Genomic DNA, 14,142 nt, shown 5'->3' with positions numbered 1-14,142 from the left:
CATTCCGCCGAAACCGCCGTTGGTCGGAATCCTCTGTTGGCCATGGGAAGGCTTTGTTACAGTGATTCCATCGCAACGATTTGATGGAGACACGACATGAGCAAATTCAACAGCCAGGCGGTGGTCGATCTGCTGGAAGAAATCTTCCACGCCTTCGCGCAAACGATACGGTACGGCGTGCGCCTGGTGCAGCGCATGTCGCCGCCGGCGCTGCTGGGTGCGGCGCTGATCCTGGCCTTCATCCTGACCATCCTGCCGCTGGCGATGGTGCTGTTCGCCTTCTTCCTGCTGCTGAAGATCGCGGTCGGCGCGTGCGTGGTCGGCAGCCGCCGCCAGCGCCGCCACCAGGAGCACAAGCAATGAAGAAATCCCGGCTGGCCAAGGCCGGCTACGACAACGCCAAGAGCCTGCTCGACATCGTCCGCGAGATAGGCGAAACCGCGGTCAGCCTGTGGTGGCGTTTCTTCGACTGGCTGGCCCAGGTCGAGTGGCGCAAGCTGATGATGATCTGGCTGCTGTTGCTGATCTTCGGCCTGACGCCGTTCGGCCTGCCGAAGCAGACCGGCGCCTTCATCCTGCTGTCGTTCGGCCTGAAGGTGCTGGCCGGCGGCAAGCGCAAGGCCGAGATCGAGGCGCGCCACGCCACCAGCCACGCCGACGAGGAAGGCATGGAACGGCGCGTGGTCGAGGCGCGCATGGCCGCGCTGCAGGCCCAGGTCGAACCGCACTTCCTGTTCAACACGCTGGCCCTGATCGGCCAGCTGATCGAAACCGATCCGCCGCAGGCGGCGCGCATCCACCAGAACCTGATCGACTACCTGCGCGCCACCTTGCCGCAGATGCGCGCCAAGGGCGCCGGCACGCTGGGCCGGCAGATCGAAATGTCGCGCGCCTACCTGGCCATCATGCAGGCGCGCATGGGCGCGCGGCTGGCGGTGTCGATCGACGTGCCGGCCGAAATGCTGAGCGCCACCTTCCCGGTGATGATGTTGCAGATCCTGATCGAGAACGCCATCAAGCACGGCCTGGAACCCAAGATACAAGGCGGCCGCATCGACATCCGCGCCAGCGTCGACGGCCAGATGCTGCAGGTCGACGTGCTCGACGACGGCATCGGTTTCAACATCCACGCCGGCGACGGCATCGGCCTGGCCAATGTGCGCGAACGCCTGCGCATCCTGTACGGCAACCGCGCACAGCTGGTGATCGAGGCACCGCTGACGGGCGGCACCCGGGCCAGCGTGCGCATTCCGTATGCGCCGGATATTTTTGCCGGGAGCAGCAAATGAATTTCACCGCAAGCAGCGGCCAGCGCCGTGCCACCGCGCTGATCGCCGACGACGAGCAACCGATGCGCCAGCAACTGCGCGCGCGCCTGCTGGACGCCTGGCCGGGACTGGAGATCGTGGCCGAGGCGGCCAACGGCATCGAGGCCGTGGCGCTGGCCGGCCAGCACCAGCCGGACATCGTGTTTTTGGATATCCGCATGCCCGGCCTGTCCGGCATCGAGGCGGCGCGCATGTTGTTCAACCGCTGCCACCTGGTGTTCGTCACCGCCTACGACCAGTACGCGATCGAGGCGTTCGAGCAGGGCGCGCTGGATTATCTGCTCAAGCCGGTCGGCGGCGACCGGCTGAAGACCACCTGCGCGCGGCTGCAGACCTTGATCGGCCAGCAGCCGTCGAACATCGAACGGCAGCTGAGCCAGTTGCTGTCACACCACAGCAAGCCGGAGACCAAGCCGGAGTACCTGCGCTGGATCCAGGCGGTGGTGGGCAGCAACCTGCGCATGATCAGCACGCGCGAAGTGCTGTTCTTCCGCGCCGATGAAAAATACACGCGGGTGCAGACCGAGGGCTCGGAAGTGTTGATACGCAAGACGCTGAAGGAGCTGGCCGACGAGCTGGACCCGGACGAGTTCTGGCGCATCCACCGCTCGACCTTGGTGCGCGTGGATGCCATCGAAGAAGTCACGCGCGACCTGCGCGGACGGCAGATGGTAAAGATACGCAATTTCGCCGAGCAACTGGAAGTCAGCCGTGGCAACGCGCATTTATTTCAGCAAATGTAAGCCCTGTCTGATCGTTATCAATATATACTTTTATTTCTCATCCGCTCGCCCCAGCCCGGCGAACGGCAGGGTGTCAAACGCGATCGAATCTGTTCCACTACCCAGGATAGGGAGAGAACAATGTCCAGCATACCCAAGCAGACTCTCTGCAACGTCATCCCCTGCATGCGCTATCGCGATGCGCCCGCCGCCATCGACTGGCTGTGCACCACCCTCGGCTTCGAAGCGACGCTGGTGGTGCCCAACGAGGACGGCACCATCGCCCACGCACAGCTCAGTTTCGGCAACAGCATGATCATGCTGGGTTCGGTGTTCGACACTGAATACGGCCGCCTGATGAAGCAGCCCGGCGAGGTCGGCGGCTTCAACACGCAAAGCACCTACCTGGTCGTCAACAACGCCGACCTGGTGTACGGCCGCGTGCTTGAATCGGGCGCGAAAATCCTGCTCGACATCAAGGATGAGGACTACGGCGGACGCGGCTTCACCTGCCGCGATCCCGAAGGCCATATCTGGAGCATCGGCACCTACGATCCGGAAGACTAAGGAGCAAACCATGGGACGTCCAGTACATTTTGAAATCCAGGCCAGCCAGCCGCAGGCGCTGATCGATTTTTACGGCTCGCTGTTCGGCTGGAATTTTCACCGCTGGGAAGGCGGCGAATACTGGCTGATCGACACCGGCGACGGCAGCAAGCCCGGCATCAACGGCGGCCTGCTGCCACGGCGCGGTGCGGTGCCCGAGCCGATGCAAAGCGTGAACGCCTTTGTCTGCACGGTCGACGTCGAACAGCTGGACGACACGCTGGCGCAAGTCGACCAGCTGAAGGCGGAGGTGGTGGTGCCGAAGATGGCGGTGCCCGGCGTCGGCTGGCTGGCCTACGCCAAGGACCCCGACGGCAACATCTTCGGCATGATGCAGGCCGATACGTCCGCGGCCTAGAGGCCGGCGAACCAGTTGTAGCCGTGCAGGTCTTCCCAGTAGCCGCTGGTGAATTGATCGGTCACGGTGATCCCGGTCAGGTGCTTGGGGTTCTTGAACCCCAGCTTGGTCGGGATACGCAGCCGCAATGGAAAGCCGAATTCGTCCGGCAGGCTGGCCGAGCCGTTGAAGCTGAAGGCCAGCATGGTTTGCGGGTGCAGCGCGCTGGCCATGTCGATGCTGGTGTAGTAGCCGTCGGCGCAGCGGAAGGCGACATATTTCGCGCGCGTGTTGGCGCCGACCAGGCCGAGGAAATAATGCAGCGGCACACCGGTCCACTGGCCGATCGCGCTCCAGCCTTCGATGCAGATCAGGCGGGTGATTTCCGTCAGCGGCGGCAATGATTTCAGCTGCGCCAGCGTCCAGTCGCCGGGGCTGAGCACCATGCCATCCACCGCCAGGCGCCAGCCGGCCTCGTCGATTTCCGGCACCGACGCTTCCGAATAAAACGCATTGAAGCGGAACGGCAGCGTCAGTTCGCTGCGCGGGTACAACGGCGCCAGCGTTTGCGGCGAGAACAGCGCGGCCTGCGCCGCGTCGTTGAAGCGCGATACGCCGCGCAGCGCGGCGGCAACAGTGTCGTTGTCGGTGCCCGCGCAGCCTTGCAGCAGCGCGGCGGCACCGCCGCCCAGCGCCAGCCGCAGGAAGCCGCGCCGTCCGGGATCCGGTTCTTTCACGTCGTTCTCCTTCTTAATCCCAGCATCGCCAGCAGCAGGCGCGGCGACGACAGCGCCAGCACCACATGGCCGGCAACAAACATGCCCAGCAGGGCCATGCAGATGAAATGCACTTCGCGGGCGCGCTGGAAGCCGCCGGCCAGCTGCGTCAGCGCCTGCAGCTGCACCGGCTTCCAGATCGCCAGGCCGGACAGGATTTCCAGCGTCAGCAGCACCAGCACGCCGAGGTAGGCGATCTTCTGCACCCGGCTGCGTTCGCCGCCGGGCTTGTGGCTTCGGCCCAGCGACAGGTACAAGTGCCGCAAGCGGCCGCTGGCGGCCAGCAGCGTCAGCGCGACGATGCCGTTGGCCGCCAGCACCCACATGCCGGCGAAATGCCACAGCAAGGCGCCGGGCAGGCTGCCGCCCAGCGTCAGCGCCGTGGGAAAATGGTCGATCCAGAACGGCGAGGCGTTGAACACCTGCCAGCCGCTGGTCAGCATCAGCAGGAACACCACGGCATTGGTCCAGTGGCACAGGCGTACCCAGAGCGGCGGGCCGCCGCCGATGTCGGTCGATGCGGTCGTCATGCGGCGGCCTCCTCTCTATGCGGCTCAGATTGGCGGCAGGAAGCCGTCGCGGCCCACCATCACAGCGTTGGCGGCGGTGGCGCCATCGGCGGCCGATGCGCCGATCACCAACACCTTGGCGCCGACGACGATCAACTCGCGCTTGCCTGGAACGAACTGGCCGTAGACGGTGTCCTTGTCCAGCACCACCTGCTGCGCCTTGCCGCCGAAGCGCATTTCCAGCTCGGTGGCGCTGGCCTTCTTGACCACCTTGGCGACGGTGGCGTTGGTCATCGTGCCGCGATCGCCGAGATCCCATGGGAAATGGCCTTCGTTCAAGCCGCGCGCCGCCTCGGGGAACACCATCACGCCCATGGCGCGCACCTTGCCCTGCGGCGCCGGCGCGGCGGCGATACCCAGGTAGCTGTTTTCCTGGATGGCCGCCTGGCTGCTGCGCGAGACGTCCAGCACTTGCGCCTGCTCCGGCAGCTTGATGGTGGTCTTGGTGCCCTTGCGGTCGGTGACGACGAAATCGCCCGTGCCGACGGCGGTGACTTCGCCGCGCAGGTGCACCGGGCGGTCGGCGGCAAAACTGGATCCGGCCAGCGCCAGCGTGGCGACGGCGATCAGGGTGGAGATGCGTTTCATGGTGCTTCCTCGTATGGTTGAAGTGAAGCCGCACTATGCTCCACCCGGGAGCGCCGGGGAATCGGTCGAATGTCCGATGCCGGCGATGCCGCGCCGCTCGCTATAATCAGTCCATGAACCTTGATACCCCCGCCTCCGTCACCGACACCATGCACGCGCTGGCCTATATCGGCGACCTGACCATGGGCCAGCCCACCGACCACTCGCTGCGGACCGCGTGGCTGGCCTCGCGCATCGCCGAAGCGGCCGGCTGCGGTGATGCGGACTGTGCGGCCGTCCCGCAAGTCGCGTTGCTGCGCTGGTCGGGCTGCACCGCCAACGCCCCCGAATTCAGCGAGCTGCTGGGCGACGACGTCGAAGGCAGGGCGCTGATGCTGTCGCAGAAGCTGGACGATCCCGCCTATGCACTGATGGGCCAACGGCTGCACGGCGACATGCAGCGGCTGGCCGAGATCCATTGCGAGGTATCCGGCGACGTCGCCCGCATGCTGAATGTATCGGACGACGTCGAACTGGCGCTGCGCTCGATCTTCTCCACGGCCGACGGCGCCAGCCCGAGCGTCTTCATCGTTGCCCTGGCCAGCGATGTGGAAGTGCTCAGCCGCGTACAGGGGCTGGAGCGGGCCTTGTCCATCATCGTCCACAAAAGCGGGCATGCCTACCCGGCTGCGCTGGCCGCGGTGGCGGTGCGTCATGCCTCGCAGTGGCTGGAGGTGCTGGACCGCGACGAGAGCTGGCACGCCGACCTGGCGTTCGGGGCCGCCACCGGGGGCGTGGTGCCGCTGGAGTTGCTGGCCGACGTGATCGATCTCAAGCTGCCCTGGATGACGGGCTATTCGCGCCGGGTGGCGGAAGCGGCCCGTTGCGGCGCGCTGGCCATGGGTCTTGAAGCGGAGACCGCGCAGCGCTGCTACCGGGCCGGCCTGCTGCATGGCATCGGCCGCGCGGCGGTGCCGAACACGGTGTGGAATACCGTCGGCCGGCTGTCGGCGGCGGCGCGGGAGCAACTGCGGCTGGCGCCATACTGGACCAGTCGCGCCACGGCGCGCCTGGGCACCCTGTCGGACGCCGCCCATATCGGCTCATATGCCGCCGAGCGGCTCGACGGCAGCGGCGCGTTCAGGGCCTGCGCCGGCGCCGCCATCCCGCTCGAGGGCCTCATCGTCGCCGCTGCCGCCGCATGGGTGGCGCTGCAATCGGCGCGGCCATGGCGGGCCGCGATGACTCTGGAACAGGCCCGCGCGGTGCTGGAATCGGAAGCAGCAGGCGGCCGCTTCGACGCCGGCGCCGTGCGCGCGGTGGCCGGCGGCACGATGCCGGCGGCGGTTCACAACAACATCGTGCTGACGGAGCGGGAGATTGAAGTTTTCCGGGGCATCAGCCTCGGACAGACCAACAAGGAAGTGGCGCGCGCATTGGCCATCAGCCCGAGCACCGTGCGCACCCACGTTGAGAATGTGTTCCGCAAGCTGGGATGCACCACCCGCGCAGCCGCCACGCTGAAGGCGTCGACGCTACGGCTGTTGTAGCTCAGGACAAGGCCGCGACCAGGTCCTGGTCGGCGACCTGGGTGGGGCGGATGCGGATGACGCTGCGGTACAGCGGCGGCATGGCGGCGCACAGCGCGGCCAGTTCCGCTTCGGGCATGGCCGGCAGCACGTACTGGAACTGCGTCGGATTCTTCAGCGGCAGCGGGCCTTCCATGGTCGAGCCGTAGGCGCCCAGGTTCATGAAGCTGACCGCGCCGGCATCCGGCCCCCTGGCGAAGACGAAAGTGCCGTCCTTCGGGTGGCCCAGGTAGCGGCGCACCTCGTCCTGCTGCGCCACCGTGGCGCCGGCCATCAGCTTGTAGCGCAGCTGCGCGTAGGCGCGCGTGGTTTCCATGAAGGCGCTGCGGATGCCCGACTGCGTCATCCGCCCCGGCATGCACAGCAGCAGGTTGCCGAACGAATCCAGCAAGGCCACCGCATCCCCTGTCCCGCCATGTTCGCGGTCGCGCGCCATCGCCTGCTTCAGGAACGGCGCCAGGCCCACGTCCGGCTGGTGCGGCGTGCAGCGGTAGGCCAGCGCGTCGGGATACAGCTGCTTCAAGGCGTGCACGATGGCGTGGTCGGGCGGCAGAGTCAGTGGGCACTTCAATTGCTGCTGCGGCAGATCGGTATTGAACAGTTCCATCACCTCGCCGGAGGTGGCCTCGAACACCAGTGCACATAAGGCTTGCGTCGGTTCGGAGATGGTTTTGCCGATGAAGAAGGACTTCGGCGTGGCGCCCGAACCGGCGCGCGCGTACAGCGACGATCCGAGGATGGCCGGGTAGCTGAAGCTTGCCGCCGCCTGCTGGCGCAGCGCTTCCGGCAGCGCGTTGAAGCCGGCGCTTTCGTCGAAGTTGACGCCGGCGTTGCGGTCCGGCGCCGCCACCACCACATTGAAGCCGCCCGCCAGGATCGCGCCGCTGCACATGCAGCAGGGATCGAGCGAGGTGACGATGGTGATGTCTTCCGGCGCGGGCAGTTCGCGGCCCTTGGCGCGTTCGGCGTAGTACCAGTCGATCAACTGGCGTTCGCCGTGCGCGGTCGGATCGAAGATCAGGCCTTGCTTGATGACGTTGTTGTGCAGCGACTGCAGCACGTTGCCGTGCTGGTCGAGCATCAGGCCGCCGACGCCGAAGGTGCCCTGGGTTTTCGCGGCAATGGCTTCAGCCGCCGCGATCGCGACGGCCGCCTGCACATCGATAGTCTTCTTGAAGGCCAAGGTGGCTTACTTCCTTTTCAGGTCGGCGCCGCCGAACGCGTTCGGCAGTTGCCCGGCAGCGGTGGTCTCGAAGATGTCGCCTTTGAGATTGGTCAGCAGCACCGGCAGCTCGTTGCCGCCCAATTCCAGGATCACCTGGCGGCAGGCGCCGCACGGCGCGATAGGACCGTCGGTCTCGCCGATGACCACCAACTGGTTGAAATCGCCCGGCTTGTAACCGTGTGCGAAAGCGCTGAAGAAGGCGGTACGCTCGGCGCAGTTGCACAGGCCGTAGGAAGCATTCTCCACGTTACAGCCGTGGAAGACCTTACCGTCGTTGGTCAGCAGCGCGGCGCCGACCTTGAAGTTCGAGTACGGCGTGTAAGCCTTCAGGCGCGCGGCGGCGGCTTCGGCGATCAGTTCTTGTTTGTTCATGACCGGCTCTCTTATGGACGGATCGTGCGGTAGATGACCGGATTCGCGGCCGGTGCGGCGTCGGCGATCTGGTAGGCCGCCTGGATTTCACGAATGGCCTGCTCGGCGGCTTCCTGCGTGCGCGCATGCACCATCGCCAGCGGCTGGCCAGCTTCGATCTTGTCGCCCAGGCCGGCCAGATCGGTCAGGCCGACGGCGAAGTCGATCGGATCGGCGGCGCGGCGGCGGCCGCCGCCCAGCGACACCACGGCCAGGCCGATGTCGCGGCAGTTGGCGGTGGCGGCATAGCCGGAGACCAGCGCAGGCGCCGGCACGATGATAGGCGAGCGCTCCAGGTACTTGTCCGGATTGTCCATCAGATCGGCCGGGCCGCCCAGCGCCACCACCATGCGCGAGAAGCGTTCGGCCGCTTCGCCGCTGTCCAGCGACGCCTGCAGCTTGGCGCGCGCTTCTTCTTCGCTGGCGGCCAGCTTGCCCAGCACCAGCATCTCGGCGCACAGCGCCATCGTCACTTCGTGCAGGCGCGCAGGACGCGATTTTCCAGTCAGGTAGTCCATCGCTCCGCGCACTTCCAGCGCGTTGCCGGCGTATGGCGCCAGCGATTCGTTCATGTCGGTCAGGATGGCCGAGGTCATCATGCCGGCGCCGTTGCCGACCTTGACGATGCTGTCGGCCAGTTCCACCGATTTGTCGTAGGTCGGCATGAAGGCGCCGCTGCCCACCTTGACGTCCATGGCCAGCGCATCCAGGCCCGCCGACAGCTTCTTCGACAGGATGGAGCCGGTGATCATGGCGACCGATTCCACGGTGGCGGTCACATCGCGCACGCCGTAGAAGATCTTGTCCGACGGCGCCAGTGACGAGGTCTGACCGATGATGGCGACGCCGACTTCCTTGACTACTTTGCGGAACTGCTCATTGGTCGGCACGGTGGTGTAGCCGGGGATGGAATCGAACTTGTCCAGCGTGCCGCCGGTGTGGCCCAGGCCGCGGCCGGAGATCATCGGCACGAAGCCGCCGCAGGCTGCGACCATGGGGCCGAGCAGCAGCGAGACCACGTCGCCGACGCCGCCGGTGGAGTGCTTGTCGACCACCGGGCCTGGCAGGTCCAGCGAGCGCCAGTCCAGCACTTCGCCGGAATCGCGCATGGCCAGTGTGAAGGCGACGCGTTCGTCCATGGTCATGTCGTTGAAGAAGACGGCCATCGCCAGCGCGGCGATCTGGCCTTCGGTGACGCGGTTCGAGGTGATGCCTCCGACGAAGAACTGAATCTCCTCGGCGCTCAGGACGCCGCCGTCACGCTTCTTGCGAATGATCTCTTGGGGTAAAAACATGGAATTCTCCACTTCAAATTATTGGGTATTGAAAGCACAAGGGCGGGTCCGCGGACCCGCCCGTATTACTGAGCTATTACTTAGACGCCGTAAGGAATCCAGACGTTCTTGACTTGCGACGCATGCGCCAGCACCGCGCGGCCGCCGGCTTGCGCCGTGCTGTACCAGTCGCGGCCCTTGGCCCCGCCAACCCAGGTACGCTTCAGCGATGCGGCCGACAGGCGCTCCACTTCCGCGCAACCTTCGGCCGAACCGTCGTGACGCCATACCGCGTCGATATCCGAGTGCGAAGCCAGCGTACGCGCCAGCTCGTCCGCCGAACCGGTGACGATATTGACCACGCCGTCCGGCAGGTCCGACGTGTCGAGCACCTGGTACAAATCGGTCGCCGACAGCGGATGCGCTTCCGATGGCACCACCACCACGCGGTTACCCAGCGCGATCGCAGGCGCCACCAGCGAGATGAAGCCCAGCAGCGGCGACTCGTTCGGGCAGACGATGCCGATCACGCCGACCGGCTCGTTCAGCGCAACGGTAATGCCGTGCATCGGCGGCTGGTGCGCCAGGCCGTCGTACTTGTCGGCCCACGCGGCGTAGTAGAACAGGCGCTCGATCGAAGCTTGCACTTCTTTTTCAGCGTTCCTGGTGCCGGTCATGGCGGCGATGCGGGCGGCGAACTCCTCGCCGCGCGCGGCCAGGTTTTCGGCGATGTAGTACAGCACCTGCGCGCGGTTGTGCGACGTGGCTTTCGCCCAGCCGCCGGCCTTGTGCGCCGCTTCCACCGCGTTGCGGATGTCTTTACGGTTGCCTTCGCCGACTTCGCCGATGAAGGAACCGTCGGCGCCGTGGATGGCGCGGCTGTAGGCGCCGTCAGGGCGGGCCTGTTTGCCGCCGATATACAGCTTGGCGGTGCGGTCGATGGCGAACGCGCCACCAGATACAGGAGCGGCTTTGGCCTTGGCCTTCGCCTCAACCACCGGCGCCGCAGGGCGCGCATCTTCCGACAGCGCGGTCATGTACTCGTACATGCCTTCGCGGCCGCCTTCACGACCGAAGCCGGATTCGCGGTAGCCGCCGAAGCCGCAGGCGGCGTCGAACTGGTTGGCTGTGTTAATCCACACCACACCGGATTTGATCTGCGGCGCGACATCCAGCGCCAGCGAGATGTTCTCGGTCCACACGCAGGCGGCCAGGCCGTAGACGGTGTTGTTCGCCAGCTGCACGGCTTCCGGCGGGGTGCGGAAGCTCATCGCCACCAGCACAGGGCCGAAGATCTCGGCCTGCGCCACGGCGGCGGAAGTCGATGCGCCGGTGATCAGCGTCGGCGGGAACCACGAGCCGTTGGCAGGGATTTCGCACTTCGGCTGGTACACATCGCAGCCTTCGGCGCGGGCCGACTCCACCAGGCCGGCGATGCGCTGCTGCTGCACCGGATCGACCAGCGCGCCGATATCCATCGACTTGTCCAGCGGCGAACCGAGAGTCAGCTTGTCCATGCGGGCGCGCAGCTTGGCCAGGAATTTATCCTGCACCGATTCCTGCACAAGCAGGCGCGAACCGGCGCAGCAGACCTGGCCCTGATTAAACCAGATCGAATCGACCAGGCCTTCGACGGCGGCATCCAGGTCGGCGTCGTCAAATACGATGAACGGCGACTTGCCGCCCAGTTCCAGCGACAGCTTCTTGCCGCTGCCCGCCGTGGCGATGCGGATCAGGCGGCCCACTTCGGTCGAACCGGTAAAGGCCAGCTTGTCGATGCCGGGATGGTTGACGATCGCTTCGCCCACGCGGCCGTCGCCGGTGACGATGTTGATCACGCCGGCCGGCACGCCGGCTTGCACGCAGATCTCGGCGAACAGCATCGCGGTCAGCGACGTGAATTCGGCTGGCTTGAAGACGATGGTGTTACCGGCGGCCATGGCCGGAGCGATTTTCCACGACAGCATCAGCAGCGGGAAATTCCACGGCACGATCTGACCGACCACGCCGACGGCGCGGTAGTCGCTGAATTCTTCGGCTTGCAGTTGTGCCCAGCCGGCGTGGTAGTAGAAGTGGCGCGCGACCAGCGGCAGGTCGATGTCGCGGGTTTCGCGGATGGTCTTGCCATTGTCCAGCGTTTCCAGCACCGCGAACAGACGCGCATGCTTTTGCATCAGGCGCGCCAGCGAGTACATGACCTTGGCGCGGCCGTGACCGCCCAGCGCCTGCCAGCCCGGCTGCGCGGCGCGCGCGGCTGCGACGGCGCGATCGACGTCGCTGCCGGTGGCTTGCGTCAGGTCGGCCAGCTTGGCGGCATCGGCCGGGTTGGTCGAGGCGAACAGTTCGCCCGGCTCGCTCCACTGATTGTCGATGAACAGGCCGAAGGTGCGGCCGTGCTGCTCCAGCCACGCTTGCGCTTCTTTTTGGCTTTCGGGTGCTGGGCCGTATTCCATAGTGTTCAGGATCTCTTTAATTGATGGCATGACGTGTCCGTAGTCTTGTAAGCTGCGTTATGGTTGCGCGTGGCGGTGAGCGGCGGAGTAGTTGCCGGTCACATAGTGCTCAAGCTGGCGTTCGATGTCGGTCAGCAGGCTTGATGCGCCGATGCGGAACAGGTGCGGCTCGAGCCACTCGTTGCCCAGTTCTTCCTTCATCAGGGTCAGGTACTGCAGCGCGGCCTTGGCCGTGCCGACGCCGCCCGCAGGCTTGTAGCCGATCTTGAAGCCGGTCTGCTCGTGGTACTCGCGGATCGCGCGCACCATCGTCAGCGACACGGGGATCGTCGCGTTCACCGGCTCCTTGCCGGTCGATGTCTTGATGAAGTCCGCGCCGGCCATCATGCACACCCACGACGCCTTGGCGACGTTTTCCAGCGTGACCAGTTCACCGGTCGCCAGGATGGCCTTGACGTGCGCTTCGCCGCAAGCCTTGCGGTAGGCGACCATCTCGTCGTACAGCGCCTGCCAGTTACCCGTCAAGACGTGCTGACGGGTGATGACGATATCGATCTCGGTCGCGCCCGCGGCCACCGACAGCTCGATCTCGCGCACCTTGGTTTCCATGCTGGTCAAACCGGCGGGGAAGCCGGTCGACACGGCGGCGATCGGCAAACGGCCTTGCAGCACCTGCACCGCCGGCTTGATCATCTCGTGGTAGACGCAGACGGCGCCGGTGGTCAGCTTGACGTCCTGCAGGCCCAGCGCCTCGACCAGGTCCGAACGCAGCGGACGCATGGCTTTCATGCACAGGCGCTCGACGCGGCCCGGGGTGTCGTCGCCGGACAGCGTGGTGAGGTCGATCAGGCCGATGGCCTTGACCAGCCACGCGGCCTGGAACTCCTTCTTCACCGTGCGGCGGTTCGCCAGGCTGGCGGCGCGGCGGTCGGCCGCGCTCTTGTTGATGTGGATGTGGTTGATCCAGCCCAGGTCCAGTGGGACCGCCTCGTTGCGCTTGAAATCAATGCTCATAACAGGTTGCTTCCGTGGGAAAGTGGTTTGACGCCGAGGTGATGGGCCAGGGTCTGGCCGATGTCGGAGAAGGTTTCGGAGATCGGCAGCTGGCGCGCTTTCACGCCCGGACCGAAGAAGATCATCGGGATGTGCTCGCGCGTGTGGTCGGAGCCCGGCCAGGTCGGATCGCAGCCATGGTCGGCGGTGATGACGACCAGGTCGCCCTCTTTCAGCTTGCCGATGAACTCGGGCAGGCGCGCATCCATCTCGTGCAGCGCGTTCGAATAGCCGGTCACGTCGCGGCGGTGGCCGAAGGCCTGGTCGAAGTCGACGAAGTTCACGAACGTCAGCGACTTGTCGCCGGCTTCTTCTTCCACCTTCAGCAGCGCGTCGAACAGCGCCATGTTGTCCTTGCCCTTGACCAGGCGCGATACGCCCTGGGTCGCGAAGATGTCGCTGATCTTGCCGAGGGCGATCACTTCGCCGCCGTCGTTCTTCACGTGGTCGAGCAGCGTAGGCGCCGGTGGCGCGACCGCGTAGTCGTGACGGTTGGTGGTGCGGGTGTAGTTGCCGTTGGCGCCGGTGAAAGGACGCGCGATCACGCGGCCGATGTTGTACGGCTCGACCAGCTTGAAGGCGATCTCGCACACTTCATACAAGCGCTCCAGGCCGAACGATTCCTCGTGCGCCGCGATCTGCAGCACCGAGTCGGCGGAAGTGTAGATGATCGGTTTGCCGCTGGCGACGTGCTCGTCGCCGTGCTTGTTGATGATCTCCGTGCCCGATGCGTGGCAGTCGCCGAGGAAGCCCGGCACGCCGGTCAGTTCCTGCAGCTTCTGGGTCAGCTCGGCCGGGAACGACGGCACCGTTTTCGGGAAGTAGCCCCAGTCGAATTCCACCGGCACGCCGGCGATTTCCCAATGGCCGGACTGGGTGTCCTTGCCGGTCGAGCGTTCGCGCGCGGCGCCGTAGGCGGCGGTGAATCCTTCGCGTTGTTCGAAGCCGGCGGCCCACTGGCCGCTGGCGGTATGGGCGGCGGCGGCCAGTCCGAGTTTTTCCATGGTCGGCAGCGACATCGGCTTGCCGCTCTTGGCGGCCCACTCGGCGATGTGGCCGAAGGTGTTGGCGCCGACGTCGTTGTACTTCGCGGCATCGGGCGTGGCGCCCAGACCGAACGAGTCAAGCAGCAGAATAAATGCGCGTTTCATTGTGTACTCCCATCCGCTGACGCTCCGTCATTCCCGCGAAAGCGGGGATGACGAGCTAACAATGCAAAAGGGGCGGACCAG

Annotated in this window: 15 protein-coding genes; 6 read left to right on the top strand and 9 right to left on the bottom strand. The window is 65.8% G+C overall.

Features of this window, described 5'->3' with window-relative positions; all coding sequences use genetic code 11:
- The first annotated feature begins 96 nt into the window (after positions 1–96).
- From ABWW33_RS05965 to ABWW33_RS05945, 5 genes are all read left to right on the top strand, one after another.
- Positions 97–363, top strand: a complete 267-nt coding sequence (locus ABWW33_RS05965; protein WP_353399953.1) for a hypothetical protein — start codon at positions 97–99, stop codon at positions 361–363.
- Positions 360–1,289 (top strand): sensor histidine kinase, encoded by a 930-nt coding sequence (locus tag ABWW33_RS05960; RefSeq protein ID WP_176654564.1) that lies wholly within the window; start codon positions 360–362, stop codon positions 1,287–1,289. The genes ABWW33_RS05965 and ABWW33_RS05960 overlap by 4 nt, the downstream gene beginning before the upstream one ends.
- Positions 1,286–2,071: a LytR/AlgR family response regulator transcription factor gene (locus ABWW33_RS05955; RefSeq protein WP_353399949.1), complete on the top strand. Its 786-nt coding sequence runs from the start codon at positions 1,286–1,288 to the stop codon at positions 2,069–2,071. Before ABWW33_RS05960 ends, ABWW33_RS05955 begins: the two co-directional genes overlap by 4 nt.
- A gap of 120 nt (positions 2,072–2,191) precedes the next feature.
- The gene (locus tag ABWW33_RS05950) at positions 2,192–2,617 is read left to right on the top strand and encodes a VOC family protein (protein ID WP_176654566.1); all 426 of its coding nucleotides are present in this window, start codon (positions 2,192–2,194) and stop codon (positions 2,615–2,617) included.
- 10 nt (positions 2,618–2,627) lie between these two features.
- Entirely contained in the window at positions 2,628–3,014 is a 387-nt protein-coding gene (locus ABWW33_RS05945; protein WP_353399945.1) for a VOC family protein, read from the top strand.
- Here the strand turns inward: ABWW33_RS05945 and ABWW33_RS05940 are convergent.
- Genes ABWW33_RS05940 through ABWW33_RS05930 form a run of 3 tightly spaced genes read right to left on the bottom strand, consistent with a single transcriptional unit; the run spans position 3,011 to position 4,926 of the window.
- A complete protein-coding gene (locus ABWW33_RS05940) occupies positions 3,011–3,730 on the bottom strand; it encodes a molybdopterin-dependent oxidoreductase (protein WP_353399942.1) in 720 nt (239 codons plus the stop codon). The two genes, ABWW33_RS05945 and ABWW33_RS05940, sit on opposite strands and share 4 nt — an antisense overlap.
- On the bottom strand, positions 3,727–4,299 hold the full coding sequence (locus ABWW33_RS05935; protein ID WP_176654568.1) for a cytochrome b/b6 domain-containing protein: 573 nt from the start codon (positions 4,297–4,299) through the stop codon (positions 3,727–3,729). The genes ABWW33_RS05940 and ABWW33_RS05935 overlap by 4 nt, the downstream gene beginning before the upstream one ends.
- 24 nt (positions 4,300–4,323) lie before the next feature.
- Positions 4,324–4,926, bottom strand: a complete 603-nt coding sequence (locus ABWW33_RS05930) for a hypothetical protein (RefSeq protein ID WP_176654569.1) — start codon at positions 4,924–4,926, stop codon at positions 4,324–4,326.
- 113 nt (positions 4,927–5,039) lie between these two features.
- Between ABWW33_RS05930 and ABWW33_RS05925 the strand changes: the two genes are divergently transcribed.
- Positions 5,040–6,455, top strand: coding sequence for an HD domain-containing phosphohydrolase (locus tag ABWW33_RS05925; RefSeq protein WP_353399939.1), 1,416 nt, complete (start codon positions 5,040–5,042; stop codon positions 6,453–6,455).
- Between the two features lies 1 nt (position 6,456).
- Here the strand turns inward: ABWW33_RS05925 and ABWW33_RS05920 are convergent, their stop codons facing one another.
- The 6 genes from ABWW33_RS05920 to ABWW33_RS05895 all read right to left on the bottom strand — a co-directional run bounded on the left by ABWW33_RS05920 (position 6,457) and on the right by ABWW33_RS05895 (position 14,061).
- Positions 6,457–7,677, bottom strand: a complete 1,221-nt coding sequence (locus ABWW33_RS05920; protein WP_353399936.1) for a nucleoside deaminase — start codon at positions 7,675–7,677, stop codon at positions 6,457–6,459.
- Between the two features lie 6 nt (positions 7,678–7,683).
- Complete coding sequence (locus tag ABWW33_RS05915) at positions 7,684–8,091, bottom strand: cytidine deaminase (protein WP_353399933.1); 408 nt, start codon at positions 8,089–8,091, stop codon at positions 7,684–7,686.
- An 11-nt stretch (positions 8,092–8,102) separates the two neighbouring features.
- Positions 8,103–9,425, bottom strand: coding sequence for a thymidine phosphorylase (deoA, locus tag ABWW33_RS05910; protein ID WP_353399930.1), 1,323 nt, complete (start codon positions 9,423–9,425; stop codon positions 8,103–8,105).
- Positions 9,426–9,505: 80 nt separating this feature from the next.
- A complete protein-coding gene (locus ABWW33_RS05905) occupies positions 9,506–11,887 on the bottom strand; it encodes an aldehyde dehydrogenase family protein (protein WP_444550982.1) in 2,382 nt (793 codons plus the stop codon).
- Between the two features lie 27 nt (positions 11,888–11,914).
- Positions 11,915–12,871 carry a deoxyribose-phosphate aldolase gene (gene deoC / locus ABWW33_RS05900; protein WP_176654574.1) on the bottom strand — a complete coding sequence of 319 codons (957 nt, stop codon included), beginning with the start codon at positions 12,869–12,871 and terminating at the stop codon, positions 11,915–11,917.
- The gene (locus ABWW33_RS05895) at positions 12,868–14,061 is read right to left on the bottom strand and encodes a phosphopentomutase (RefSeq protein WP_176654575.1); all 1,194 of its coding nucleotides are present in this window, start codon (positions 14,059–14,061) and stop codon (positions 12,868–12,870) included. The genes deoC and ABWW33_RS05895 overlap by 4 nt, the downstream gene beginning before the upstream one ends.
- Positions 14,062–14,142: the final 81 nt, after the last annotated feature.

This window comes from Duganella hordei, from assembly GCF_040369125.1.
In the GTDB taxonomy this organism is placed as follows: domain Bacteria; phylum Pseudomonadota; class Gammaproteobacteria; order Burkholderiales; family Burkholderiaceae_D; genus Rugamonas; species Rugamonas hordei.
Note: the sequence above shows the minus strand (reverse complement) of the source record. Positions and strands in the feature narration are given on the sequence as shown.